This is a genomic window from Glycomyces sp. NPDC049804 (genome assembly GCF_040674615.1).
GTDB lineage: Bacteria > Actinomycetota > Actinomycetes > Mycobacteriales > Micromonosporaceae > Glycomyces > Glycomyces niveus.
This window is the reverse complement of record NZ_JBFAMQ010000017.1, coordinates 1-25,240: the sequence shown is the minus strand read 5'-3', so window position 1 is coordinate 25,240 and position 25,240 is coordinate 1. Positions and strand designations below refer to the sequence as shown.

General features: G+C 70.5%; 18 protein-coding genes. 5 read left to right on the top strand and 13 right to left on the bottom strand.

Going from position 1 to position 25,240, the window contains the following annotated elements:
* Positions 1 to 541, top strand: a 541-nt coding sequence (locus tag AB0K52_RS21700; protein WP_363535273.1) for a hypothetical protein, incomplete at its 5' end; no start/stop codon positions are given.
* On the opposite strand, the gene tyrS is transcribed toward AB0K52_RS21700, so the two are convergent.
* The 6 genes from tyrS to AB0K52_RS21670 all read right to left on the bottom strand — a co-directional run bounded on the left by tyrS (position 531) and on the right by AB0K52_RS21670 (position 9,014).
* Positions 531 to 1,787: a tyrosine--tRNA ligase gene (tyrS, locus tag AB0K52_RS21695; RefSeq protein WP_363535270.1), complete on the bottom strand. Its 1,257-nt coding sequence runs from the start codon at positions 1,785 to 1,787 to the stop codon at positions 531 to 533. The two genes, AB0K52_RS21700 and tyrS, sit on opposite strands and share 11 nt — an antisense overlap.
* A gap of 65 nt (positions 1,788 to 1,852) precedes the next feature.
* Positions 1,853 to 3,700 (bottom strand): RNB domain-containing ribonuclease, encoded by a 1,848-nt coding sequence (locus AB0K52_RS21690; RefSeq protein ID WP_363535267.1) that lies wholly within the window; start codon positions 3,698 to 3,700, stop codon positions 1,853 to 1,855.
* A 177-nt stretch (positions 3,701 to 3,877) separates the two neighbouring features.
* Positions 3,878 to 4,597, bottom strand: a complete 720-nt coding sequence (locus AB0K52_RS21685; RefSeq protein WP_363535264.1) for a cupin domain-containing protein — start codon at positions 4,595 to 4,597, stop codon at positions 3,878 to 3,880.
* A 2-nt stretch (positions 4,598 to 4,599) separates the two neighbouring features.
* Positions 4,600 to 5,511, bottom strand: a complete 912-nt coding sequence (locus AB0K52_RS21680) for a PmoA family protein (protein WP_363535261.1) — start codon at positions 5,509 to 5,511, stop codon at positions 4,600 to 4,602.
* Positions 5,512 to 5,539: 28 nt separating this feature from the next.
* On the bottom strand, positions 5,540 to 6,637 hold the full coding sequence (locus AB0K52_RS21675; protein ID WP_363535258.1) for a Gfo/Idh/MocA family oxidoreductase: 1,098 nt from the start codon (positions 6,635 to 6,637) through the stop codon (positions 5,540 to 5,542).
* A 52-nt stretch (positions 6,638 to 6,689) separates the two neighbouring features.
* Entirely contained in the window at positions 6,690 to 9,014 is a 2,325-nt protein-coding gene (locus tag AB0K52_RS21670; RefSeq protein ID WP_363535255.1) for a glycoside hydrolase family 3 N-terminal domain-containing protein, read from the bottom strand.
* A 267-nt stretch (positions 9,015 to 9,281) separates the two neighbouring features.
* Between AB0K52_RS21670 and AB0K52_RS21665 the strand changes: the two genes are divergently transcribed.
* The gene (locus tag AB0K52_RS21665) at positions 9,282 to 10,304 is read left to right on the top strand and encodes a LacI family DNA-binding transcriptional regulator (RefSeq protein WP_363535252.1); all 1,023 of its coding nucleotides are present in this window, start codon (positions 9,282 to 9,284) and stop codon (positions 10,302 to 10,304) included.
* A 4-nt stretch (positions 10,305 to 10,308) separates the two neighbouring features.
* On the opposite strand, the gene AB0K52_RS21660 is transcribed toward AB0K52_RS21665, so the two are convergent.
* Together AB0K52_RS21660 and bioB are read right to left on the bottom strand one after the other, a co-directional pair.
* Positions 10,309 to 11,568: an ABC transporter substrate-binding protein gene (locus AB0K52_RS21660; protein WP_363535249.1), complete on the bottom strand. Its 1,260-nt coding sequence runs from the start codon at positions 11,566 to 11,568 to the stop codon at positions 10,309 to 10,311.
* Positions 11,569 to 11,757: 189 nt separating this feature from the next.
* Positions 11,758 to 12,825: a biotin synthase BioB gene (gene bioB, locus AB0K52_RS21655; RefSeq protein ID WP_363535246.1), complete on the bottom strand. Its 1,068-nt coding sequence runs from the start codon at positions 12,823 to 12,825 to the stop codon at positions 11,758 to 11,760.
* Positions 12,826 to 13,048: 223 nt separating this feature from the next.
* On the opposite strand from bioB, the gene AB0K52_RS21650 reads away from it, so the two are divergent.
* Complete coding sequence (locus AB0K52_RS21650; RefSeq protein ID WP_363535243.1) at positions 13,049 to 13,993, top strand: NlpC/P60 family protein; 945 nt, start codon at positions 13,049 to 13,051, stop codon at positions 13,991 to 13,993.
* A 72-nt stretch (positions 13,994 to 14,065) separates the two neighbouring features.
* Here AB0K52_RS21650 and AB0K52_RS21645 read toward each other — a convergent pair whose 3' ends face one another.
* Positions 14,066 to 15,127, bottom strand: a complete 1,062-nt coding sequence (locus AB0K52_RS21645; protein WP_363535240.1) for a TerC/Alx family metal homeostasis membrane protein — start codon at positions 15,125 to 15,127, stop codon at positions 14,066 to 14,068.
* A 269-nt stretch (positions 15,128 to 15,396) separates the two neighbouring features.
* Here AB0K52_RS21645 and AB0K52_RS21640 point away from each other — a divergent pair, with 269 nt between their 5' ends.
* Positions 15,397 to 15,687, top strand: coding sequence for an antibiotic biosynthesis monooxygenase family protein (locus tag AB0K52_RS21640; protein WP_363535237.1), 291 nt, complete (start codon positions 15,397 to 15,399; stop codon positions 15,685 to 15,687).
* Positions 15,688 to 15,740: 53 nt separating this feature from the next.
* Here AB0K52_RS21640 and uvrB read toward each other — a convergent pair whose 3' ends face one another.
* Positions 15,741 to 17,801 carry an excinuclease ABC subunit UvrB gene (uvrB, locus tag AB0K52_RS21635; RefSeq protein ID WP_307792849.1) on the bottom strand — a complete coding sequence of 687 codons (2,061 nt, stop codon included), beginning with the start codon at positions 17,799 to 17,801 and terminating at the stop codon, positions 15,741 to 15,743.
* Between the two features lie 126 nt (positions 17,802 to 17,927).
* Here uvrB and AB0K52_RS21630 point away from each other — a divergent pair, with 126 nt between their 5' ends.
* Positions 17,928 to 19,280 carry a hypothetical protein gene (locus AB0K52_RS21630; RefSeq protein ID WP_363535234.1) on the top strand — a complete coding sequence of 451 codons (1,353 nt, stop codon included), beginning with the start codon at positions 17,928 to 17,930 and terminating at the stop codon, positions 19,278 to 19,280.
* Between the two features lie 73 nt (positions 19,281 to 19,353).
* Here AB0K52_RS21630 and coaE read toward each other — a convergent pair whose 3' ends face one another.
* The 3 genes from coaE to polA form a co-directional block, all read right to left on the bottom strand.
* Positions 19,354 to 20,544, bottom strand: coding sequence for a dephospho-CoA kinase (coaE, locus tag AB0K52_RS21625; protein ID WP_363535231.1), 1,191 nt, complete (start codon positions 20,542 to 20,544; stop codon positions 19,354 to 19,356).
* A 75-nt stretch (positions 20,545 to 20,619) separates the two neighbouring features.
* Entirely contained in the window at positions 20,620 to 22,113 is a 1,494-nt protein-coding gene (rpsA, locus tag AB0K52_RS21620) for a 30S ribosomal protein S1 (protein WP_363535228.1), read from the bottom strand.
* 246 nt (positions 22,114 to 22,359) lie between these two features.
* Positions 22,360 to 25,059, bottom strand: a complete 2,700-nt coding sequence (polA, locus tag AB0K52_RS21615) for a DNA polymerase I (protein ID WP_363535225.1) — start codon at positions 25,057 to 25,059, stop codon at positions 22,360 to 22,362.
* Positions 25,060 to 25,240 lie beyond the last annotated feature (181 nt).

Below are 25,240 nucleotides of genomic sequence, written 5' to 3'. Positions count from 1 at the left end.
TGTCACGGAAGCCACCGCGGTCGTCGCGACGCGGACGGTCATCGCGGTTGCCCTCGAAGCGACGCGGGCCGCGATCGTCGCGGTTGTACCCGCCACCGCCTCGGTTGTCCCGGAAGCCGCCGCCGCGGTTGTCGCCGTCCCGGCGGGGACGGTCGTCGCGGTTGCCCTCGAAGCGACGGGGACCGCGGTCATCGCGGTTGTACCCGCCACGGCGGTCGTCATCGCGGCGCGGACGGTCGTCGCGGTTGTAGCCGCCGCGGCTGTCGCCGTCACGGCGGGGACGGTCGTCCCGGTCCTCATAACGACGCGGGCGGTCGTCGCGGCCTTCGCTGCGGCCGTAGCCGCCCCGGCTGTCCCCTCGGCCTTCCTGGCGGCCGTAGCCGCCGCGGCCCGAACGGTCGCCGTAGCCGCCGCCCTCGCGACGGCCGTAGCCGCCTCGCCGGTCATCTCCACCCTTGCGGGCGCGGCCGTCTTCAGCCACTCGATTCTCCCCCTCTATTCACCGCGACAAAACCAACCAAGTGTATGCCTCAGCCGATGACCTCGAACCCGGCGACGGTCTTCTTGCCGCGCCGGATCACTCCGTACCGCCCGTGAAGCAGGTCAGAAGGGTCGATAACGGCCGCAGGATCACTCACGCGGACGTTGTTGAGGTAGGCCCCGCCCTCCTTCGCGGCGCGGCGGGCCTCGCCCAGGCTCGCGACGACACCGGACTCCTTCATCGCCTCGGCGACCGTGACGTCCGGCTTCGTGAACTCGGCCAGGCCGGCCTCCACGAGCGCGGCGCGCAGGGTCGCCTCGGGCAGCGCGTCGAGCTCGCCGCGGCCGAACAGCGCCTGCGACGCCGCCACCACGTGCGCGGTCTCCTCCGCGCCGTGCAGCAGCGTCGTCATCTCCTCCGCGAGCGCCTTCTGCGCGAGGCGCGCGGCGGGCTTCTCGGCGGTGGCCCGCTCCAGCTCCTCGATCTCCTCGTGCGACTTGAACGAGAAGTATTTGAGGTAGCGCACGACATCGGCGTCGGCGGCGTTCACCCAGAACTGGTAGAACGCGTACGGGCTGGTCAGCTCGGGGTCGAGCCAGACCGCCCCGCCTTCGGTCTTGCCGAACTTGGTGCCGTCGGCCTTGAGGACCAGCGGCGTCACGAACGCGTGGACGTGCTCGCCCGCCTTGCGGCGCACGAAGTCGACCCCGGCGGTGATGTTGCCCCACTGGTCCGACCCTCCGAACTGGAGGGTGCAGCCGTTGCGGCGGTGCAGCTCGTAGAAGTCGTTCGACTGCAGGAGCTGGTATGAGAACTCGGTGAAGGAGATGCCGGATTCGAGGCGGGCCCTCACGACCTCGCGCGCGAGCATCTTCGAGACCGGGAAGTGCTTGCCGACGTCGCGCAGGAACTCCACGACGCCCATCTCGCTCGTCCAGTCGAGGTTGTTCACCGGGATCGCGCCGTTGTCGCCGTCGTAGGTCACGAACGGGGCGAGCTGCGCCCGGATCTTCTCGACCCAGCCGGCCACGACCTCGGGCGGGTTGATGCTGCGCTCCCCCGCCTCCTTGGGGTCGCCGATCTGGCCGGTCGCGCCGCCCACGAGCAGCAGCGGCTTCAGGCCCGCCTGCTGCAGGCGGCGGGCGGTGATGACCTGCATGAGATGGCCGACGTGCAGGCTCACCGCGGTCGGGTCGAAGCCCACATAGAAGGTCACCGGGCCCGCGTCGATGTGCTCGCGGAGAGCATCGGTACCGGTGGAGTCCTGCAGGAGGCCGCGCCATGCGAAGTCATCGAGAATATGCACGTCACCATTGTGCCCTAGCGGCCGAAACGCTTTTCGCGCTCCGAGCCCGGGCGTGACCCGGGCCGTCAGGCGTCCGCGCGCCGCCCCGTCGCCCCCAGCGCGAGCGCCGCCTCGATGAGGACCCGCAGCTCAAGCGCCGCATTGGTCTTCGCGACCTGCTTCGTCGGACCCCTGCCCTCGGCGGCGATCCGCTCCTCCGCGGCGGGCAGCCAGCCCTCGGCGCGGCACGTGAAGGTCCGCTCGTGCGAGGGACCGTCGACCGAGAAGTCCCATGTCAGCGGCTTCACCACGCCGCGGGCGGCGTAGATCTGGACCGCCTCGGCCGGATTGACCCCGGCATCGACGAGGACCTTCTTCGGGCCGTCGACGCGCGGCTTCGCGTCGGAGTCGGACGACAGGTCGGGCAGGCCCGCCAGCGCCGCCACCAGCGCCAGCGCGGCCTGGTTCCGGGCCTCCTTCTTGTTGCGCTGCAGGCGCTTCGGCGAATCGACCTGCTCGCCGTCGTAGCGGATCGAGACCTGCGCGGAGAACAGCGGTCCCTCGAAACCGGGCGCGTCCTCCACCGTCCACAGCACGTTCGTCTCGTTGCTCACCGGACCGCCGAGCCGGTCCTGCAGGTAGACGTTCACGATCGACTGGGCCTGCTGCGGCTCGTCCGCCAGCAGCCGGTTCATACGCTCGCGCAGCGGCTCGAACCCGCCGCGCCCGTACAGGTACACCGAGGCGAACTCGCGCAGCTGCAGCTCGCGGGCGTCGAAGCGCCGCGTCGTGTCCTCGGCCAGCCCGGGCGGGATCTCGCCGCGCTCGACCGCGAACTGGAGGACCCGCGCGAACTGCTTGTAGGGCAGGGCCGCGAAGTCGGCGGACTCGGCGTGCCGCGCGGTCTGCTCGTGCGCTTTCTGCTTGAAGTACTCGGCCTTCGCGCGCCGTTCCTCCTCCACCCGTTCGTTGACGTGGGCGGCGACGGCCTCGAGTTCCTCGATCGGGTAAGGGCTCGGGCGGCCGAGCGCGGCCGCGAGCAGGATGCGCTGGACGACGAGGTCGGGGTAGCGGCGGATCGGGCTCGTCGCGTGCGTGTACGCGGGGAGCTGGAGGCCGTGGTGGCCGTGCACCGTCGGGCCGTACGTGGCCGCGCGGGCGACCATGCGCATGCGGGTGCGCAGCATCTCGAACGCGGTGCCGTCCCCGGCGGCGGCGATCGACTCGAGTTCGGCGCGCAGTTCGGCGGGGTCGCCGGCGACGGCGGCGAGGCGGTGGTTGCGGAACAGGATCGGCAGGTCCTCGCGGACCGCCCAGGCCGCGATCTGGGCGTTCGCGGCGATCATGAACTCCTGCACGATGACGTACCCGGAGTTGCGCTCGGCGCTGTCGAGCCGGACGAGCTGGCCCTCCTCGTTGGTCGCGAATCCCGAGAGCAGGTCGTAGAACGCGAGCGCTCCCGCGCTGCGGCGCGCGGCCAGCATCGTCTGGGCGAAGCGCAGGGCGAGCGCGAGCGTGCCGTGGAGGGGGTGCGCGGGGTCGTTCGCGGCGTCGGCGGCCTCGGCGTGGGTGAGGATCCAGGACTCGGTGAGCCGGCCGGGGCCGAGGTCGGCGGCGAGGAGGTTCCCGGCGGCGTCGAGCCGCAAGTGGACGGCGAAGGTGTCGTTCTCGCGGCCGGGTTCGAGGGAGGCGGCCTCCACGACGGGCGCGGGGAGCATGTGCCTGGTCTGCTCGGGCCGGTAGCGGGTATGGACGCGGCGGTGGGCCTCGGTGTCGGCGCGGCCGCCGGTCGTGACGTGGTCGGCGACGCGGGCGATGTGGATCCAGACGGCGAAGCCGTCGCCGTCGGGTTCGATCCAGATGGCGTCGTCGCGGTCGACGGTGGTCGCGGCGTCGATCATGATCCCGGTCTGGGCGGGGTTGTGGTCGGCCAACTGCGCTCCTCGATTTTTCCGGCGCTCATCGTATCGCGTAACGCTTCCCGTTCCGGGAAACGTTACGGGCACGCCCGCGTGACCGGCAAAGGCCGATCGCGCGGTGCACCGGAAGCGAGGATCGCAGCCGCGTGCGGCAACGGAGGGGCCGGGCGCGCCCGGTCCCTCCGTCTTGGATCAGGGACGCAGGTCCCAGGTCTCCAGCCGCCCGCACATCCCCCACTTCGCGGCCGGGTCCCCGGCGTCGGCGACGTGGGCGTCGCACAGGTGCGCCGGGTCGGCCTTCGCGAGGGCGTCCAGGTGGGCGCCGGTCGCGTCGGCCTGGGCCTTGGGACCGTCGGCCCAGAGCCGCCGCCAACTCTCGGTGCGGGAGGAGACGAGGCGGGCCGCGCTGTCCCACAAGGGCTTCATGGCCGCCGGGCCTTCGGCTTCGACGCGTTCGCGCAGGGCGAGGTAGCCGTCGACGGCGAGGTCCCGGCGGGCCCTGGTGGCCTCGCCGCGCTCGGTCTCGGTGAGGTCGGGCGCGGCCGGGGCCGTCGCGGCGGCGAGGTACGCCTCCGGGTCGGCCAGGACCGCTTCGGGGAAGGTGAACACGGCGTCCCCGGCCTCGGGGATGCCGGCGTTCTGCATGACCACGACGAGTTGCAGGTCGCCCGAGCCGTTGATGAGGCGGTGGACCGTCCCGGGCGTGAACCACAGGACGCTGCCGCGGGCGAGGTCGTGCCGCTCGTAGCCGTTCCCCGACAGGGTCTCGACCGCCCCGGTGCCGCCGGTGACCACATAGCCCTCGGTGGACGCGGTGTGCAGGTGCGGACTGCCGCCCGCCTGGCCGTCCACAGTGGGCCAGTCGTAGACCGTGACGAGGGAGACGGCCGTGCCGCCGGGGAAGCCGCCCACCGCTACCCCAGCCGGGCCAGTTCGGCGGCGGCCAGTTCGGCGATCTTCGCGGCCCCGTCGACCCCGGTGTCGCCGTTGCAGATCGCCACGGCGTGCCGCAGGGTCACGGTGTCGCCGGGCGCCATCGGCAGCTCGGTGTCGAAGAACGGCGCCGGGCAGACCGCGGCGAACGGCGTCGAGCGGACGAACCACTTGACGGGCGCGGTCGGGTTCTCGGGGTGGTCGGTGAAGACCAGCGTCGAGGCGGCGTCGACCGAGTCGTGCTTGCCCCGGAAGGCCAGCCAGTCGCCGCGCTCGCCCATCTTCTCGTCGCCGCCTTCGCCCGCGGCGGTGTAGATCGCGCCCTCGGTGAAGGAGCGCGGTCCGCGCCAGAAGAAGCCGCCGTAGCCGGCGTTCTCGCGGCCCTCGGTGGTCGGGCTGCCCATGACGACCGTGTCCTGGGTGTCGTTGGTGAACGCGGTCGAGAAGGAGAGCACCCACTGGTCGTCAGAGAGGACGGTGACGGCGAAGGCGCGCGTCTCGGAGAAGAAGTGCCGTCCGTCCTGGGTGATCCAGTCGAGCGTCTCGGCGACGCGCACGCCGTTCTCGTCGGCGACGAGCTCGGTGAACTCCTTGTGCGCCATGGTGCCGTCGTTCTTCTCGTCCACGTAGCCCTTGCCGCGGCGGAACGTGGCCCCGCCCCAGAAGTTCTCCGGTCCGGCGTTCGGGATCGAGAGGGCGATGCCCTTGTGCCACACGTGGTCGTGCGGGCGGTAGAGGCTCACCTGGTTCCCGGCGAGGTCGAACAGCGGCTCGAAGTAGGGCCGGGGCGACTCGAACTGCGCGTTGTCGGGGCGGTACACGTACCGCAGGATCTCCAGGTCGCCCTTCGAGATCGAGAGCGCGGTGCCAGAGTCGTTCAGTTGCAGCGTCATCGGTTGTTCTCTCTTCTCGGGTCCAGGATCACTTGCGGTCGGGCCAGGGCGCGCCGGAGCCGTCCATGCGCTGGTAGAACGGCGAGGTCGGGTCGATGTCGCCGGCGCGGACGCGCTTGCCGGTGAAGGCGGAGGCGTAGATCGCGGCGAGCAGTTCGAGGGTGCTGCGGGCCTCCTGGACGGTGACCGGCGGGGCGGTCCTGCCGTCGAGGGCGTCGGCGATGCGCAGGAACTGGGCGTAGTGGCCCGAGGACTTGCCGCGCGGCTCACCCGCCCAGGCGCGGTTGACCTCGTCGGCGGCCGCGTCGATGGGGTGGATGCTCCAGTTGTCGTCGCCGTAGCCGTAGAGGTGGTCGAGTTCGACGGTGGCATTGTCGAAGTCGAGCCGGATCTGCGAGACCTCGCGCGGGGAGAGCAGCGAGTTCGTGATCACCACGGACGCACCGGATTCGAGGGTGACGATCGCGTGCGAGACGTCCTCGGTGTTGGTGATGCGGCGGTGGCGGTGCGCGGTGGCGACCACCTCCGACCAGGGGCCGACCATCGACAGGAGGGTGTCGATCTGGTGGATGCCGTGGCCCATGGTGGGGCCGCCGCCCTCGGTCTCCCAGCGCCCGCGCCATTCGACCGCGAAGTACTCCTCGGGGCGGTACCAGAGGGTGTCGCACTTGGCGACCGCGAGGCGGCCGAGGACGCCGGAGGCGGTCATGGCGCGCACCCGGTCGGCCCCGGAGCCGAAGCGGTGCTGGGAGATGAGCGCGAAGTCGGCGGTGGAGGCGGCCGCGGCGGCCGCGATCCGGTCGAACTCGGCGAGGCTGAGGGCCGGGGGCTTCTCGCAGATGACGCCGACTCCGGCTTCGAGGGCCGCGATGGCGCCGGGCGCGTGGGCCACAGGCGGGGTGCAGAGGTCGACGAGGTCGAGTTCCTCGGCGGCGAGCAGCTCCTCGATCGAGGCGTAGCCGCGCTCGACGCCGAACTTCGCTTTGAACGCCTCGAGTCGCTCGGTGTCGGGGTCGACGGCCGCGACCAGCTCGATGCGGCCTTGGCAGTGATCGCGCAGGTTGTCGGCGTGCACGCCGGCGATGCCGCCGGTGCCGACGACGGCGAGGCGGTAGGGGGAGGTCACAGTGGACTCCTTCGTCACAGGTCTGTAAGCGTTTTCCAGTGCCTTGGCAATACTAGCCGACGACGGCGCGCGTCGAAACCTCCGTCGCCAGCGCGCGGGTGCCGGGCTCCAGGCGGCGCGAGCCGTTCACCTCGACGTTGAGCGCGGCCACCGTGTCCGCGGCCGAGCGCGCGAGACGCAGTTCGAGCGCCCCGGCTTCGACGACCCACGCGTTGTCGACGCCGACGAACGCGGCCAGTTCCACGGGCATCGCGAAGCGGGCCTCGCGGGCCTCGCCGGGGGCCAGGTCGAGCCGGGCGAAGCCGACGAGGCGCTGCACGGGCCGGACGGCGGAGGCGACCGGGTCGTGGAGGTAGAGCTGCACGACCTCGGTGCCGTGGCGCTCGCCGGTGTTGCGCACGCGCACCGAGACCTCGACCGTGCCTTCGGGACCGACCTCGGCGCCCGAGACGAGTGCCGCGTCCTCCCAGGCGAACTCGGTGTAGGAGAGGCCGTGCCCGAAGACGTAGCGGGCCGTGGGGTCGACCGAGGAGACCGAGGAGCGGCGGGCCAGTTCGGGGGCGAGGTAGGTGGCGGGCGGGGAGTCCGGGCGGGCCGGGACGCCCGCGGGCAGGCGGCCCTCGGGCTCGGCCGCGCCGGTGAGCACTGCGCTGATCGCGCCCGCGCCCTCCTGGCCGGGCAGGAACGCCTGCACTATCGCGGCGGCCCGGTCGGGAGCCGTGCCGAGGGCGTACGGGCGGCCGGAGATCACGACGACCACGGTGGGCGTGCCCGAGTCGAGCACGGCTTCGAGCAGTTCGGGCTGGCGGCCCGGCAGCGCGTGGGTCGGCGCGTCGCAGCCTTCGCCGGAGGTGCCGCGGCCGAAGAGCCCGGAGCGGTCGCCGACGGCGACGATGGCGAGGTCGGCCGCGGCGGCGGCGTTCGCGGCCGCGGCGATCTCGGTGTCGCTCGCGTCGAGGACGGTGCCCGCGGCGAGGTGCTCGATGACGGCGCCCGGGAGGTCGGCGGCGAGGCGTTCGGCGACGGTGGCGATCGCGACGCCCATGTCCACGTGGGGGTACGGGTCGTTGGAGTCGATCTCGGCGGCGTCGTTGCGGCCGTGGTGGTTCGGGAAGGCGTAGCAGCCGAGCATGACGGCCTTGTCGTCGGCGACCGGGCCGACGAGCGCGATCCGCCCGGGCGCGGAGGCCAGCGGCAGGGTGCCGTCGTTGGCGAGCAGCACGATCGACTTGCGGGCGACCTCGGCGGCCAGCGCGCGGGCGTGCGGCGGGTCGAGGTCGATCGCGGCGGCGGGCTCGGGCAGCTCCTCGAGCAGGCCGAGCTGGATCTTCTGGGTGAGGACGCGCTCGACGGCGCGGTCGACGACGCTCTCGTCGACGCGGCCGGCGGCGACGGCGGCCTGCAGGGGCGCCCCGTAGCAGTCGACGCCGGGGAGCTCGACGTCCACGCCGCCGGCGAGGCCGAGCGCGGCCGCCTCGGCCTTGTCGGCGGCGACGCCGTGGAGGGAGTTGAGGAAGTTGACGCCGAAGTAGTCGGAGACGACGGTCCCGTCGAAGCCCCACTCGTCGCGCAGGATGCGCTGCAGCAGTTCGGGGTTGGCGTGGGAGGCGACGCCGTCGTTGGCCGCGTAGGAGGGCATCACGGAGCCGGCGCGGCCGATGCGCACCGCCATCTCGAACGGGGTCAGGTAGGTCTCGGCGAACTGGCGGGGGCCGACGTAGACCGGGCCGAAGTTGCGGGCGGCGTGCGAGGCGGAGTAGCCGGCGAAGTGCTTCAGCGTGGCGATGATCCCCGAGTCCTGCAGGCCCGCGACGTACGCGGTGGCGAGGGTGCCGGTGAGGTAGGGGTCCTCGCCCATGGTCTCCTCGGTGCGGCCCCAGCGCGAGTCGGCCACGACGTCCAGGACCGGCGCGAGGCCCTGGTGGACGCCGACGCTGCGCATCGTGACGCCGATCTGCTGGGCCATCGCGCCGACGAGCTCGGGGTCGAAGGTCGCTCCCCAGGCGAGGGCCGTCGGGAAGATGGTCGCACCGTGGGCCATGAACCCGGTGAGGCATTCCTCGTGGGCGAGGGCGGCGATCCCGAAGCGGCTGGAGGCCTGGATGCGGCGCTGGAGGGCGGCGAGGTTGGCGGCGCCTTCGGCGGGGGGCACGGGGGCCGAGCCGAAGGGGCGGGTCAGCTGGCCCAACCCGTGCGCGATGACCTCGTCCTCGGAGACCGCGCCGGTCTGCTCGCTCTGGTGCGGGGCCATGTCGCCCGCGTCGGCGTCGACGCCGCGCCAGAGGCTGTACAGCTGCGCGCACTTCTCCTCGAGCGTCATCCGCTTGACCAGACCGGCGGCGCGTTCGGCCGCGTCCACGGGGGTGTCGGTGTCCATGCTGCTCCACTCAAGCGGCCCGGAACGCTGGAACTGCTGGTTCCGGGCCGATAGTTTCTGAAACTTTTCTGATCGTTTTCGATACAGGTTTGCACACCATAACATTGATGACGGGGTACTTCTAGGGTTGATCTGATCGTGGGATGCGCTTGCCCAGGACCTCGATTCGAGCAAAGTTCTCGAAAGTTTCGGGTGGAATCCGGGAGCCCAGAGGCGCCGCTATAAGATGTCGGCACTACGGTTGGGCAGGAACGACCAGGAGGACCCTTGAGCGAAGACGAACACGGACGCGTCACGATCCGCGCCATCGCCGACGAGGCCGGCGTCAGCGTGCCCACGGTCTCGCGCGTCATCAACGGCCGCTCGGACGTCGCCCCCGAGACGCGCAAACGCGTCGAGGAACTGCTGAACGAGCGCGGCTACCAGCGCCGCCGCTCCACCCGCGCGCCCAGCCGCGCGCGCCTGGTCGACCTGGTCTTCAACGAGATCGACAGCCCCTGGGCCGTGGAGATCATCCGCGGCGTCGAGGACGCGGCGCACGCCGCGGGGGTCGGCACCGTCGTCTCGGCCGTCCACCGCCGCCGCGCCTCCACCGAGCAGTGGCTCGACAACCTCCGCACGCGCGCCTCCGACGGCGTGATCCTCGTGGTCTCCCAGCTCGCGTCCCCGATCCTGGAGCAGCTGCGCCACCTCGGCGTCCCCATGGTCGTGCTCGACCCCTCGGGCGGGCCCACCATGGACGCCCCCGCGATCGGCGCCACCAACTGGGCCGGCGGCCTCGCCGCCACCGAGCACCTGATCTCCTTGGGCCACAGCCGCATCGGCTTCATCCACGGCCCCAAGCAGGTGCTGTGCTCGCGCGCGCGATTCGACGGCTACCGCGCCGCGCTCGACGCCGCCGGCATCGCGTACGACCCCACCTTGGTCTACGACGGCGACTTCTACCACCAGTCCGGGTTCGACGCCGCCGCCTCGCTCCTGCGCCTCCCCCAGCCGCCCACCGCGATCTTCGCCTCCTCCGACCAGATGGCGTTCGGCGCCTACGAGGCGATCCGCCAGGCGGGCCTGCGCATCCCCGAGCAGGTCAGCGTCATCGGCTTCGACGACCTGCCGGAGTCGCGCTGGACCAGCCCGCCCCTGACGACCATCCGCCAGCCCCTCGCCGAGATGGGCGCCGTCGCCGCCCGCACCGTCCTGGAGATGGCCGCGGGCAACGACATCGACTCCCCGCGCCTCGAGCTCGCCACCGAGCTCGTCGTCCGCGAGTCGACGGCACGGCTCCAGCCCTGACGGGTCAGCCCTGCGGGATGCCGCCGTTCTCCAGCGGCACCGGCGCGGCGTCGACCTCGGTCACCTCGCCCACGTTCAGGTTGTACGTGGTGCCCTCGTAGTCCTGGACGCCGTCCTCGATGGTCGCGATGCCGACCGTCTGGTACCCGGCGTGGTTCGAGTCGCTGAAGCCCAGCGGCACGATCCCGTTGCCCAGCAGCTCCCCCGACTCGACCGCGGCGATGAGCGACTCGCGCGTCGGCTCGTCGCCCGCGGCGGCCAGGGCCTCGGCGAACAGGTAGCCCACGCTCATGCCGAACACCGTGTTGCCGGTGAACGGCGCCCCGTCGTTGTACTCCTCGTTGATCTGCCTGAACAGCGCGTTCCACTCGCTGTCGGCGTTGAACGGCAGGTAGTTGACGCTCACCAGGCCCTCCAGGAGCGCCGGTCCCGCCTCGCCCAGGTACTCCAGCAGCGTCGGGTAGTCCGCGCCCGAGGACGAGACGTACCAGTCCGGCGACCACTCCATCTGCGCTGCCGTCGCCAGCGCCATCGCGGTGAAGCCGTTGATGGTGCCGAGGATGTTCACCTCGCAGCCGGCGGCCCGCATCGCGGCGAGCTGGCCCGTCAGGTCCTCGTCCCAGGAGAGGTAGGTCTGGACCTGGGCGATCTCGTTGCTGTCGATGACGATCTCGACGCCCTCGAGGATGCCCTCGCCGTACTCGTCGTCCTGGCCGAGCACGCAGACCACGGCGTCCGGGCGCCGGTCGACGGCGTACTGGGCGAGCGCGGCGCCCTCGGTGACGTACTCGGCGTTGTAGCCGAAGGTGTTGGGGTAGAGGTCGGGCTGGTTCCACACCCGCGAGCCCGAGGAGATGAAGAGGTCGGGGACGCCTTCGTCGTCGACGTAGTCGAGCACCGAGGAGTGGGTGGGGGTGCCGAGGCCGTTGACGATGGCGAGCACGTCGTCCTGCTCGACGAGCTCGGTGACCGCCTGCTGGGTGGCGGTCGGGTCGTAGGCGTCGTCCTTGATGAGGTACTCGATGGTGCGGCCGTTGACGCCGCCGCCGGCGTTGACGTACTCGAAGTAGGCCGAGGTGGCCGCCGAGATCGCGGCGTATCCGGCCGCCGCGGGACCCGTCAGCGGCTGGTGTGTGCCGATCGTCACAGTGGTCGGGGTGACTCCGGGGGTGTCCGGCTCCTCCGGCTCGGTGCACGCCACGAGGGCGAGCGACGCCGCCGCGACGAGTGCCGCAAGCGCCGATGTTGTTGCGGGAGAACGCATGACGATGACCTCTGAAATTCCACTACCGATGGGTCACTTACTGGCGAGTAAGCAACACGTGAAGCGAAATCGTATGCGTTTCCGTCGATTCTTGGGGTCCGGCGTTCGGCCAGATCTCCAGTAGGTCGTTCGCCGCCGCCCGGCCTCCGCGCCCCGGCGCGGACGTCCGCCCGGATCGGGGGCGCGCCCCTAGGCGTTCGGGGCGACGTCCGTGCCCGCCCCGCGCTTGCGCGGCCGCACCGCCTCGCGCACCGCCTCCGGAGCCGACTCCAGGCCCAGCGGCACCAGCCCGGCGTCGGCGATCAGCGCGAGGTCGTCCTTCGCGGCCTGGCCCTCGCTCGTCAGGTAGTCCCCCAGGAAGATCGAGTTCACGATCTGCAGCGCCACCCCCTGCATGTGCCGCAGGTGCACCTCCCGGCCCGCCGCGAGCCGCACCTCCGCGGCCGGGTTCGCCAGGCGCACCATCGCCAGGATGCGCAGGCACCGGCGCGGGTCCAGCTCCCACGTGTCCGCCAGCGGCGTGCCCTCGAACGGCAGCAGGAAGTTCACCGGGATCGAGTCGACCTCGAGCCCCCTGAGCCCCAGCGCCACCGAGACGAGGTCGGCGTCCGACTCCCCCATGCCCGCGATGAGGCCCGAGCACGGCGACAGGCCCGCGCCGTGCGCCGCGTTCACCGTGTCCACCCGGTCGTCGAACGTGTGCGTCGAGCAGATCTCCGCGTACGAGTCCTCCGACGTGTTCAGGTTGTGGTTGTAAGCGTCCGCCCCCAGATCGGCCAGCCGCTCCGCCTGACCCTCCTGCAGCAGGCCCAGGCACGCGCACACCTCGACCCCCGGCGCGGCGTTCTTCACCGCCGCGATGGTCTTCCCCACCCGCTCCACATCCATATCGGTCGGACCGCGCCCGCTCGCCACCAGGCACACCCGCGAGGCCCCGCCCGCGACGCCGGCCGCCGCCTGCTCCGCGGCCTGCTCCGGGCTCAGCCACGTGTACTTCAGGACGTCGGCCTTCGAACCGAGCCGCTGCGAGCAGTAGTTGCAGTCCTCCGGGCACAGCCCGCTCTTGAGGTTCACCAGGTAGTTCAGCTTCACGGTGTTCCCGAAGTGGCGGAAGCGAAGCCGCGCGGCCGCGGCGACCACGTCCATGAGCTCGGCGTCCGCGCTCGCCAGCACCGCCTCGAGATCGGCGGCGGCAGGGGCCGCCCCCGCGTCGGCGGCGGCGGACAGGCGGCTGAGGGCTTCGTGCACTGCGGTCATGGCAAAAATCTTGCCACAGCCCGCCCGCCCGGGACCTTTGGCATGGTTCACGGCCAATGCGTGCAATAGACCTCCGACATCATCCTCAGACCGCAGCGTCGCGATCTGGATACACTTGCTACAGTGGGTGGTCGGTGCTGCGACGAACGCGGCGGGCTGGTGGAGGTCCCCCTGCTCGCGTTCCCTACGACGAACCGCTCGAGCCATCCGGAGAGAACCAACCGTGCCGATCGCACCTGGACAACCGGCGTTGATCGCCGTCGCAGTCGCGACCCTCTGGGCCCAGCCCTCGGCCCCAGGACCGGAGGACCGGCTCGCGCTCGGCGCGCCCTCCGCCATCCGCGAATGGGTCGCCCGGCTCACCAACGACATCCGCGCCAACGGCCTCAAAGGACGCGTGCGCACCCAATGCCTCCTCGGCACCCGCGTCGAGGTCCTCCAGGTCGCCGAAGGCTGGGCCGAGGTGACCTGCGCGCAGCAGCGCACCTCCGGCTGGGTCCCGGTCGACCAGCTCGTGCACCCCGCCGAGGGCGACGCGGACGGCGTCGAGCACTTCGTGAGCGCCACCGCCACCGCCGTGCGCGACGAACCCGGCGGCGACGTCGCCATCCCCGGCGTCACGCTCGGCACCCGCCTGCGGGTCGTCGGCACCCCTTACCGCGGCTGGGTCCCCGTCGGCCTCCCCGGCCCCCGCCAGCCCGGCTGGGTGCCGCAGCGCGACCTCGCGACCGAGCCTGTCACGGTCCGCGCTCTGGCCGAGCCGCCCTCGACCGGGCTCGTCTCCGCCGGCCTCGACGCGGTCAAGCTCGCCCAGCAGCTCCTGGAGATCCCCTACCTCCACGGCGGCGTCAGCGCCTACGGCATCGACGCCCCCGGGCTCGTGTGGATCGTCTACCGCCAGCTGGGGATCGACGTGCCGCGGTTCAACGACGAGCTCATCAAGGCCGGCGAGGCCGTCGACTTCGACGACCTCCACCCCGGCGACCTCGTGTTCCTCGAGCACGGCGGCGACCCCAAGACCCCGGCGATCATGGCCGAACGCGGCCAGTCGGACCTCCCCGAGGTCATCTTCTCGTCCTCGGTCTACGGCAAGGTCGTCGTCGAATCCCTCAAGGACTCCGAGCTGGCCGGCATCACCGCCTGCCGCCGCCTCCCCGTCCAAGCCTGAAACGTGCAAAAACGGCCCGCCTCCCTGCCGGGAGGCGGGCCGTTTCGCTCGCGGTGTGCGGACTCCTGACGCCTACTTCTCGGCGACGGCGACCTCGGGGGCGCCGGCGCCCATGGCGGCCTCGGACTCCGCGAAGAGCTCCTTGAACGACTTGCCCTGGCGGTGCAGCAGGATCCAGTTGGCGAGCACGACCGCGGCCAGCACGCCGGCGATGATGCCGAGCGAGATCGTAGTCGGGATGTGCGGCATCCACTCGATGTGGTGACCGCCGTTGATGAACGGCAGCTGGTTCTCGGCGAGGCCGTTCATGACCAGCTTGACGCCGATCCAGCCGAGGATCGCCGCGAGGCCCAGGTGCAGGTACTTCAGGGACTTCAGCATCGCGGCCAGCAGGAAGTACAGCTGGCGCAGGCCCATGAGCGCGAAGATCGTGGCCGTGAAGACCAGGTACGGCTCCTGGGTGAGGCCGAAGATCGCCGGGATCGAGTCGAGCGCGAACAGGATGTCGGTCGAGCCGATCGCGATCATCGCCAGCAGCAGCGGCGTCACGAACTTGACGCCGTCGATGCGCGCGAACAGCTTGCTGCCGTGGTAGTCGGCACTGACGCGCAGCTTCGACTCGGCGAACTTCATGAAGCGCGACTGCTCGTAGTGCTCCTCGCCCTCTTCGCCCTCGTGCGCGTTCTCACGCAGCTGCCCGATAGCGGTCCAGATGAGGATCGCGCCGAAGATGAGGAAGACCCAGCTGAACTTCGCGATGAGCACCGAGCCCACCGCGATGAACCCGCCGCGCAGGACGATCGAGAGCACGATACCCACGAGCAGCACCCGCGACTGGAGCTCCGCCGGGACCCGGAAGCCCTGGATGATGAGAAGGAAGACGAAGAGGTTGTCGACCGAGAGCGCCAGCTCGGTCAGGTAGCCGGCGTAGAACTGCCCGCCGTACGTCGCACCCTGCGTCGCGAACATGATGACGCCGAAGACCAGCGCAGCTCCGATGTACACGCCGGCCCAGGAGGCGGATTCCTTTGTCGAGAGTTTGTGGGGGTTGCGAACGGCCATCACCAGGTCGAGAACGACCACGGACGCCAGCACCGCCATCGTGAGAGCCCAGGCCCACGCGGGGAGGTCCAATGTGTTGCCTTCCTTGCCTTCTGGAGGGTCACATGGTCTCTCCCGGTCCGGGCGGACCAGCGCCACCGGGGACCGATCGCGGTCCCGTGCATTGACGACGACGCTAACAGCGGCGAGCGCTGCGGGATACTCCCCACATACCTGATTCTGAACAGACGGGACTATTCTGCCTGCCGGAACCCGACTTGTCATCAGTCAGATTTGTGACTTCACTCTCGACACTACAGCGGGTGGTGGCCGTGTGGCTGGAGCTGTGCGAAGCTCCGCTCATGGTTCTCGAAGTCGCTGAAATCAAGATCACCCCCGGCCAGGAAGAGGCCTTCAAAGACGCCTACCGGGGCGCCCGCGAATTCGTGCTGGCCTCCCCCGGCCTGCGCTCAATGCGGATGACCCAAGGGGTCGAAACCCCGACCCGGTTCGTGCTCCTCATCGAATGGGACTCCGTCGAGGCCCACGAGCAGGGCTTCCGCGAGACCGACCGGTTCCCGAAATGGCGCGAGGCCATCGGGCCGTACTTCTCCCAGCCCCCGCTGGTGGAGCACTTCGACGACCTCGACTAGACCCTGCGAAGCAGAACGGCTCGCGCCCGCGGGCGCGAGCCGTTCGCGTGGTTCTAAGCGCCGGCCTCGTCGATTTCGCGGAGTTCGCGTTTGAGGTCGGCGATCTCGTCGCGGTAGGCGGCGGCGAGCTCGAAGCGGAGCTCCCTTGCCGCCGCGAGCATCTGCTCGTTGCGCTCGTCGAGCTGCTTGAGGATCTCGGAGCGGACCTTGCCGGCGCCCTGCTCGCGCTTGCCCTTCGGCAGGGTCGCCCACGGGTCCTCCTCGACCATCTTCGCGGTCTCGGCGGCCGAGTCGTACAGGTCCTCCATGATGTCGCCGATGCGCTTGCGCAGCGGCTGCGGGTCGATCCCGTGCTCCAGGTTGTAGGCGACCTGCTTCTCGCGGCGCCGGTCGGTCTCGTCGAGGGCGGCCTTCATCGAGTCCGTCAGGTTGTCCGCGTACATCAGGACCGTGCCCGAGACATTGCGGGCCGCGCGGCCGATCGTCTGGATGAGCGAGGTCGCCGAGCGCAGGAACCCCTCCTTGTCGGCGTCGAGGATCGCCACCAGCGACACCTCGGGCAGGTCGAGGCCCTCGCGGAGGAGGTTGATGCCGACCAGCACGTCGTAGTCGCCGCGGCGCAGCTCCCCCAGCAGCTCGACCCGGCGCAGCGTCTCGACCTCGGAGTGCAGGTACCGCACCCGGATGCCGTTGTCCATGAAGTAGTCGGTGAGGTCCTCGGCCATCTTCTTGGTCAGCGTGGTGACGAGCACGCGTTCGTTGCGCTTGGCGCGCTCGTTGATCTCGTGCATGAGGTCGTCGATCTGGCCCTTGGTCGGCCGCACCTCCACATGCGGGTCGACCAGGCCCGTGGGGCGGATGACCTGCTCCACGAACTGGCCCTTCGTCTGCTCCAGCTCCCACTTGCCCGGGGTGGCCGAGAGGTAGACGGTCTGGCCGACGCGCTCGCGGAACTCGTCGAAGCGCAGCGGCCGGTTGTCCTGCGCGCTCGGCAGCCGGAAACCGTGCTCGACGAGGTTGCGCTTGCGCGACGCGTCGCCCTCGGACATGGCGCCGACCTGCGGCACGGTCTGGTGCGACTCGTCGAGGATCGTGATGAAGTCCGACGGGAAGTAGTCGAGCAGCGTGTGCGGCGGCGTGCCGGCCGGGCGGCCGTCGATGTGCCGCGAGTAGTTCTCGATGCCGTTGCAGGTGCCGATCTGCTTCATGTTCTCCAGGTCGAACACGGTGCGCATGCGCAGCCGCTGGGCTTCCAGGAGCTTGCCCTGGGACTCCAGCTCCGTGAGCCGCTCCTCGAGCTCGACCTCGATGTCCCGGATCGCGCGGGCCATGCGCTCGTTGCCCGTGGCGTAGTGCGAGCCGGGGAAGATGAGCACCCGGTCGACCTCGCGGATCACGTCGCCGGTGATCGGGTGGAGGTAGTAGAGCCGGTCGATCTCGTCGCCGAACATCTCGATCCGGATCGCCAGCTCCTCGTACGCCGGGATGATCTCGATCGTGTCGCCGCGCACGCGGAAGGTGCCGCGGGTGAAGGCGATGTCGTTGCGGCTGTACTGGACGTCGACGAGACGGCGCAGCAGCTTGTCGCGGTCCCACTCCTGGCCGACCGCGACCTCGGTGGCCTGCTCCAGGTACTCGGCGGGGGTGGCGAGGCCGTAGATCGCGGAGACGGTGGCGACCACGACGACGTCGCGGCGGGTCAGCAGCGAGTAGGTGGCGCGGTGGCGCAGCCGCTCGACCTCCTCGTTGATCGAGGCGTCCTTCTCGATGTACGTGTCCGTCTGGGCGACGTACGCCTCGGGCTGGTAGTAGTCGTAGTAGGAGACGTAGTACTCGACCGCGTTGTTGGGCAGGAGCTCGCGGAACTCCTTCGCCAGCTGCGCGGCCAGCGTCTTGTTGTGGGCCATGACGAGCGCGGGGCGCTGCAGCTTCTCGATCAGCCACGCGGACGTGGCCGACTTGCCCGTGCCGGTCGCGCCCAGCAGGACCACGTCCCGTTCGCCGCGCTCGATGCGCTCGGCCAGCCCGGCGATGGCCGCCGGCTGGTCGCCCGAAGGCTTGTACTCGCTGACCACCTCGAAGCGCCCCTCGGCGCGCGGAATATCGAATGCCACGGCCCAACCGTAGCGCCGGGGTACGACACACTTCGCGCTCGGCGGTGACTTTTCCCGGTCCGAGTCGTTGGTCCCTGCGTGAGCTCCACTACCGCAGTTCCCTGGAAATCGGCCCTCATGTGGGTCATGGCCATCATCGTCGCGATCGCCGTGGCCGGGTGGTTCGCCGTCTCGTGCAGCCCGGGCCGGTCGGACGCCGAGCGGCCCGTCAGCGAGCAGGAGGCCGCGCTGCTGGCCGGGATGCGCGAGCGCAACCACGGCGACGAGCCCGTCGCGGTGCGCATCAGCGTGCCCACGGACGGCGGGACGGTGACCGCCGACGGGTACCTGGACTGGCAGGTGCCGATGCTGTACGCGCGCGTGCCCGACGCCGAAGGCGAGCACCGGCTGATCCAGGCCATCCCGGGCCTCATCGCGACCCGCGCGGACGACGAGGCGGCCTTCAGCGGGCTGCGCGTCCCCGAGGGCGGCTGGACGACCAGGCAGATGCTCTCGGGCGCGGAGACGCCCCTGGACACGACCGTCGACATCCTCGCGTCGTCGCTGTTCACCTTGACGTCCGCTCAGGCCGACGACCCGGCCGAACTGGCCGAGAAGGCCACATGGCGGGAGGAGGGGGTCATCGACGGCGAACCGGTCGACTCCTTCCGCGCGCCGATCATGGTGGAGAGCAGCCAGGAGGGCGCGGCGAGCCCCGAGGCCCTGTACTCGCTCGACAAGGCCGGCGACCTGCGCCGCTTCCAGGTGAACACCGGCGAGGCGAGCCTCTCGGCCGTGGACTTCCTGCGCGAGGTCGAACTCGACGCGACCGGGCTCGTGGCCACCGACCTCCTCGGCGGCCCCGCGATCGCGCCGGCCGCCGTCAGCGGGGACCTGGCCGAGACCATCGCGCACGTGCGCGAGGCGAACTGGGAGGAGACCGCCGCGGTCGAACTGACCGTGCCCACCGGCGACGGGCAGGTCACCACGGGCCGCGGCGAGATCGACTGGCGCACCATGACCGCGTACCTGCACGTGACCGACGCGAGCGGGCAGCGGCTGTTCCTGGCCCGGCCCGGCGGGTACGCGACCCACGCCGCGGAAGACGAGCTGCCCGAGACGCCGCCGACCGACGGCTGGGAGGCGCACGCGCTGGGCGACGAGGACGCCGCGGAGCACTTCGGCCCGGTCGAATCGCTCGTGTTCCGCGTCCTGGAGATGGCCGCCGAGGACGCGGACGACGCCGATGCGATGGCGGAGCAGGCGTACCTGCTCCGCACCGACGAAGTCGACGGTGAGTCAGTGGACGTGGTCGAGTTCCCCGTCGCCGGCGACGCGCCCGCGAACCCGGGCCAGTCGGCGTTCCGGTACCACCTGAGCGACGAGCGGTTGCGTGAGGTCGAGATGATGTCGTACTTCGGGGTCGCCAGCGCGGCATTGTCCCCTGAGGAGTTTCCGATGCGCGAGATCCCTTGGGAGCTCGCCGAAGCCATCGGCTGAACCGCCGCGTGAACGCGGGCGGGCCCGGCCTTTCGGCCGGGCCCGCCCGCGTGGTTCGGTCGACGGATTTCGGTCAGCAGACCGGTGCGTGCCAGCCGGTCTCGGCGGCCCAGGCGTTGGCGCGGGGCCAGGCCTCGGTGCTGAACCAGGACTCCTTGGCCTCGGTGTAGTCCGGTGCGGCGTCGAACTTCGCGGCGAGGGCGCCCTTGGCGTGCGCGTAGTCGGCGCGGGCCTGCGGGTCGGCGCGGAGCCAGTCGCGGAACAGCAGCGCGAACCGCTGTCCGGGGCTCTCGATCGGCCGGAAGTGGATGTGGGCGATGTTGCCGGGGTCGGCGTAGCCGTAGAAGCGCTTCTCCCACTGCGCTGCCGACGGGTACTCGGGTTTGGGCGTGTCCAGCCCGACCTTGCCGAAGAACCCGGCCTCGCCGAGGGCGTCCTGGAACGCGTCGACGAGCGGGAGCGCCACGACGGTGACCTGGATGTCGATGACGTCCTTCGCGAGGAAGTCGGGCACCGCGGTCGAGCCGACGTGGTCGATGCGGACGGCGCTGGGGCCCATCACCCGGCGGATGCGGGCCGCGAGGTGCTCGAAGCGGTGCGCCCATTCCGGGTCGGTGTGGACGAGCTGCAGCTTGTCGGGCCGGGGCTCGTACCGGCCGAGGCGCAGGTTCTCGGCGAACGGCGTGATCCGCTCGTCCCACAGCATCTTCACGCGGTGTTCGAGGTCGTGGAGGTCGCCGTCGTTGTGGAGGACGACGTCGCAGACCTCGCGGCGTTCGGCGTCGGAGGCCTGGGCGTCGATGCGGCGTTCGGCGTCGGCGCGGGGCAGGCCGCGGGCGGCGAGCCGTTCGAGCCGGAGCTCTCGCGGCGCTTCCACGTCGATGTTGAGGTGGAAGCCGGGCGCCTGGCCGGTTTCGGCCAGGAGCGGGATGTCTTGGACGACGATGGCGTCGTCGGGCATGGCGTCGGTGAGTTCACGGGCGCGGGCGCGGACGCGCGGATGCACGATCGCTTCGAGTTCCGCCCGCGCGGACGGATTGCTGAAGACGATCGCCGCGAGTTCGGCGCGGTCGAGCGCGCCCTGGTCGTCGAGCACCCCGGCTCCGAACCGGGAGACCACCGCGGCCAGCCCCTCGGTGTCGGGGGCGACGACTTCACGGGAGAGGGCGTCCGCGTCGACGACGCGGGCCCCGAGCTCTGACAGCTTCGCTGCGACCGTGCTCTTACCGGCTCCGATGCCACCTGTCAATGCGACTCTAAGCACAAATAAAACACTACCCGCCCCAGGCGAACGGCCTGGGACGGGCAGTGTGTCTTTCAGCTAAACGAGCGACTAAACCTAGTTGCCGGCGAGCTTCTCGCGCAGGGCCGCGAGCGCCTCGTCGGTGGCCAGGGTGCCCTGAGGCTCGGCCGGGGCCGACTTCTTCTCAGGGGCCTTGCCGCCCTTCTTGTCGCCCTTGGGGGCGGCTTCGCCCTCGGCGGGCTTGGCGGGGGCCTCGGTGATGACGCGCTCGGCGATCTGCTTGCCGTGCTCCTCCCAGCGGGCGCGGGCCTCGGCGTACTGCCGCTCCCACTCCTCGCGGGCCTCGTCGAAGCCTTCCATCCACTCGCCGGTCTCGGAGTCGAAGCCGTCCGGGTAGATGTAGTTGCCCTGGTCGTCGTACTGCGCGGCCATGCCGTACAGCGTCGGGTCGAACTGCTCCTCGTTCTCGACGTAGGCCTCGTTGGCCTGCTTGAGCGAGAGCGAGATCCGGCGGCGGTCCAGGTCGATGTCGATGACCTTGACCATGGCGTCGGAGCCGACCTTGACGACCTGCTCGGGCACCTCGACGTGGCGCTCGGCCAGTTCGGAGATGTGCACGAGGCCCTCGATGCCGTCCTCGACGCGGACGAACGCGCCGAAGGGGACGAGCTTGGTGACCTTGCCCGGGACGATCTGGCCGATCGCGTGGGTGCGGGCGAACTGGCGCCACGGGTCTTCCTGGGTCGCCTTCAGCGACAGGGAGACGCGCTCGCGGTCCAGGTCCACCTCGAGGACCTCGACCTCGACCGGCTGACCGACCTCGACGACCTCGGACGGGTGGTCGATGTGCTTCCAGGAGAGCTCGGAGACGTGCACCAGGCCGTCGACCCCGCCGAGGTCGACGAACGCGCCGAAGTTGACGATCGAGGAGACCGTGCCCTTGCGGACCTGGCCCTTCGCGAGCTGGTGCAGGAACTCGGTGCGGACCTCGGACTGGGTCTGCTCGAGCCAGGCGCGACGCGACAGGACCACGTTGTTGCGGTTCTTGTCGAGTTCGATGATCTTGGCTTCGAGCTCGCGGCCCACGTACGGCTGCAGGTCGCGCACACGACGCATCTCGACCAGCGACGCGGGCAGGAAGCCGCGGAGGCCGATGTCGAGGATGAGACCGCCCTTGACCACTTCGATGACCGAGCCGCGGACGACGCCGTCCTCTTCCTTGATCTTCTCGATGGTGCCCCAGGCGCGCTCGTACTGGGCGCGCTTCTTGGAGAGGATCAGGCGGCCTTCCTTGTCCTCCTTCTGGAGGACGAGGGCCTCGACGTGATCGCCCACAGCGACGACGTCTTCGGGGTCCACGTCGTGCTTGATCGACAACTCGCGCGAGGGGATGACGCCCTCGGTCTTGTAGCCGATGTCGAGCAGGACTTCATCCCGGTCGACCTTGACGACGGTACCTTCGACGATATCGCCGTCATTGAAGTATTTGATGGTCGCGTCGATCGCGGCGAGGAGGTCCTCGTCCGAAAGAAATTCTTCGACCGTGCTGTTCTCAGCGTTGCTCGAGGTGGCCTCGATGCTGCTCGTCATGTGGGCTGGTGCTCCGGATACGTAAGATTCGTGGGCTCGCGCCCGCGCCCTCGCTAGACGCGAATGCTCGCAGTTCGTTCCCGGGCCGCCCTTGCCGCTGGCAACGCGTCCTGCTCCCTTCTGAGGACGCGGACATGCCCAGGCCATCCCAGGTTACCGTGCGCGATATCCCCGCGCCAGCCCGGGCCGGGGGCTCGTGTCCACTGACACGCGCGATCGAGGCCGGCAAGCGGGCGCTTCGACCCGCTAGTGGGCAGCGGCTTCCCACGATTCGCCGAATCCGGCCGAGACGGTGAGCGGCACGGCGAGCTCGGCGGCGTTCGACATCTGCTCGCGCACGAGCGATTCGAGCGCCTTCGACTCACCGGGTGCGACTTCGCAGACCAGTTCGTCGTGAACCTGCAGCAGGACGCGGGAGGCGAGCCCGGAAGAGCGCAGCTCGCGGTCGACGCCGAGCATCGCGGTCTTCATGATGTCGGCGGCGCTGCCCTGGATGGGGGCGTTGAGCGCGGCCCGCTCGGCCATCTCGCGGCGCTGGCGGTTGTCGGAGGTGAGGTCGGGGAAGTAGCGGCGCCGGCCCATGATCGTCTCGGTGTAGCCGGTCTTGCGGGCTTCCTCGACGACCCGGTGCAGGTAGTCGCGGACGCGGCCGAAGCGGGCGAAGTAGTCGTCGGAGAGCTGCTGGGCCTCTTCGGTGGAGACGCCGAGCTGCTGGCTGAGGCCGTAGGTCGAGAGGCCGTAGGCGAGCCCGTACGACATGGCCTTGATCTTGCGGCGGTGCTCGGCGGTGACCGTCTCGGGCGCGACGGCGAAGACCTTCGCGGCGACGGCGTTGTGGATGTCCTCGCCGGAGACGAACGCGTCGATCAGGCCCTCGTCGCCGGTGAGGCTGGCCATGATGCGCATCTCGATCTGGCTGTAGTCGATGGTCATGAGCGACTCGAAGCCCTCGGAGACCACGAACCCGGCGCGGATGTTGCGCCCGGCCTCGGAGCGGACGGGGATGTTCTGCAGGTTCGGGTCGGCCGAGGAGAGGCGGCCGGTGGCGGCGACGGTCTGGTGGAACGTGGTGTGGATGCGCCCGTCGGTCTGGATCGTCGCGCGCAGGGTCGCGACGATCTGCTTGAGCTTCTCGACGTCGCGGAACCGCAGCAGCTGCTCCAGGAGCGGGTGCTGGTTCTTCGCGTACAGCTGCTGCAGCGCTTCGGCGTTCGTGGTGTAGCCGGTCTTGGTGCGCTTGGTCTTGGGCATCTTCAGCTCGTCGAAGAGGATCTCCTGGAGCTGCTTGGGCGAGCCGACGTTGAAGGGGCGGCCGACGATCTCGTGGGCGCGCTCGGTGGCCTCCTTCGACTGCATGGCGAACCCCGCCTCGATGTCGGCGAAGTGGCCTTCGTCGGCGGCGATGCCCAGGATCTCCATGCGCGCCAGCACGCCCGCGAGCGGGTACTCCAGAGCCTCGGCCAGGTGCGCCTGCTGCCGTTCGGCGAGGCGCTTGGTCTGCTCGGCGGCGAGGTCGCCGATGAGCGCGGCGGCCGCGCAGTCGGCCTCGAGGCGCGCGGCGTCGTCGTGCATCGCCGCGTCAAGGCCCACGAGCGCGCCGTCGTCAGCGGGCGTCTCCGCCGTCTCCAGCTCGCGGCCGAGGAACTGCATGGCGAGGTCGCCGAGCGCGTACGAGCGCTGCTCGGGCTTGAGCAGATAGGCGCCGAGCACCGTGTCCGCCTTGATCCCCGCGACCTCGGGCCAGCCCGCGGCGTCCGCGCCCCACAGGAACGACTTCGCGTCGTTGACGACCTTGCCCTGCTCGGGGTCGGCCAGCCAGGCGGCCCAGGCCGCCTCGTCGACGGCGTCCAGCTGCGAGGGCTCGAACCACAGGGCCTGCCCGCCCTCGGCCAGCGCGATGGTGTCGAACGAGCCGGCGCCGGAGGCGAAGGTGCCCTGGTAGGCGATGGCGACGGCGCTCTTGCGGTCGGCGAGCCAGGCGGCGAGACCGCCGGGGATGAGCGCGGCGGCCTCGGTGCGGTCGACTTCGGCGACGGGGACGGCGGTCGCGCCGACGGCTTTCGCAGCGAGGCTGGTGTTGAGGCGTTCGCCGAGGGCGCGGAACTGGAGGGCGTCGAAGAGCTGGTTGGTCTCGGCGACGGACCAGCCGTGCCATTCGAGGTCGTCGAGGCCGGATTCGAGTTCGAGGTCGCGGACGAGGCAGTTGATGCGGTAGTTGCGCAGGACGTCGTCGAGGTGGGCGCGGAGGTTTTCGCCGGCTTTGCCGGTGATCTCGTCGACGTGGGCGACCAGGCCGTCGAGGGAGCCGTACTTGACGATCCACTTGGCGGCGGTCTTGGGGCCGACGCCGGGGACGCCGGGGAGGTTGTCGGACTTCTCGCCGACGAGGGCGGCGAGGTCGCGGTAGCGGTCGGGGGTGACGCCGTACTTGGCTTCGACGGCCTCGGGGTTGTAGCGGGCGAGGTCGGTGACGCCCTTGACCGGGTAGAGGAGGGTGATGGCGGGGTCGACGAGCTGGAGGGCGTCGCGGTCGCCGGAGGAGATGAGGGTGGTGAAGCCGGCGGCCTCGGCGCGGGTGGCGAGGGTGGCGATGACGTCGTCGGCCTCGTAGTTGACCTTGGTGATCCACTTGATGCCGAAGGCGTCCAGGAGCTGCTGGATGATCGGGATCTGGCTCTTGAACTCCTGGGGGGTCTCGCCGCGGCCGTCCTTGTAGGCGGCGTACTCGTCGGTGCGGAACGAGTGGCGGGAGAGGTCGAAGGCCACGGCGATGTGGGTGGGCTCTTCTGCTTTGAGGAGGTTGATGAGCATGGAGGCGAACCCGTAGACGGCGTTGGTGACCTGGCCGTCGTCGGTGGCGAACTTCTCGGCGGGGAGCGCGAAGAACGCGCGGTAGGCCATCGAGTGGCCGTCGATCAGGAGCAGGCGCGGTTGCGAAGAAGTCACGACATGAGCCTATCGAGTGGGTCTGACATGTCGAGCGCAAGCCGGGCGGCGGCGTGGCCCGGGGTGCGGAGAAGGCCCGCGCCGGGTGGCGGATTCTAGGGGTGGTGGCAACACTGCTGTTAGATGTTGCTTTCGGCCAGGAGCTTAGCAAGGCGCTCGGCTGGGGTTTCCCAGCCGAGCG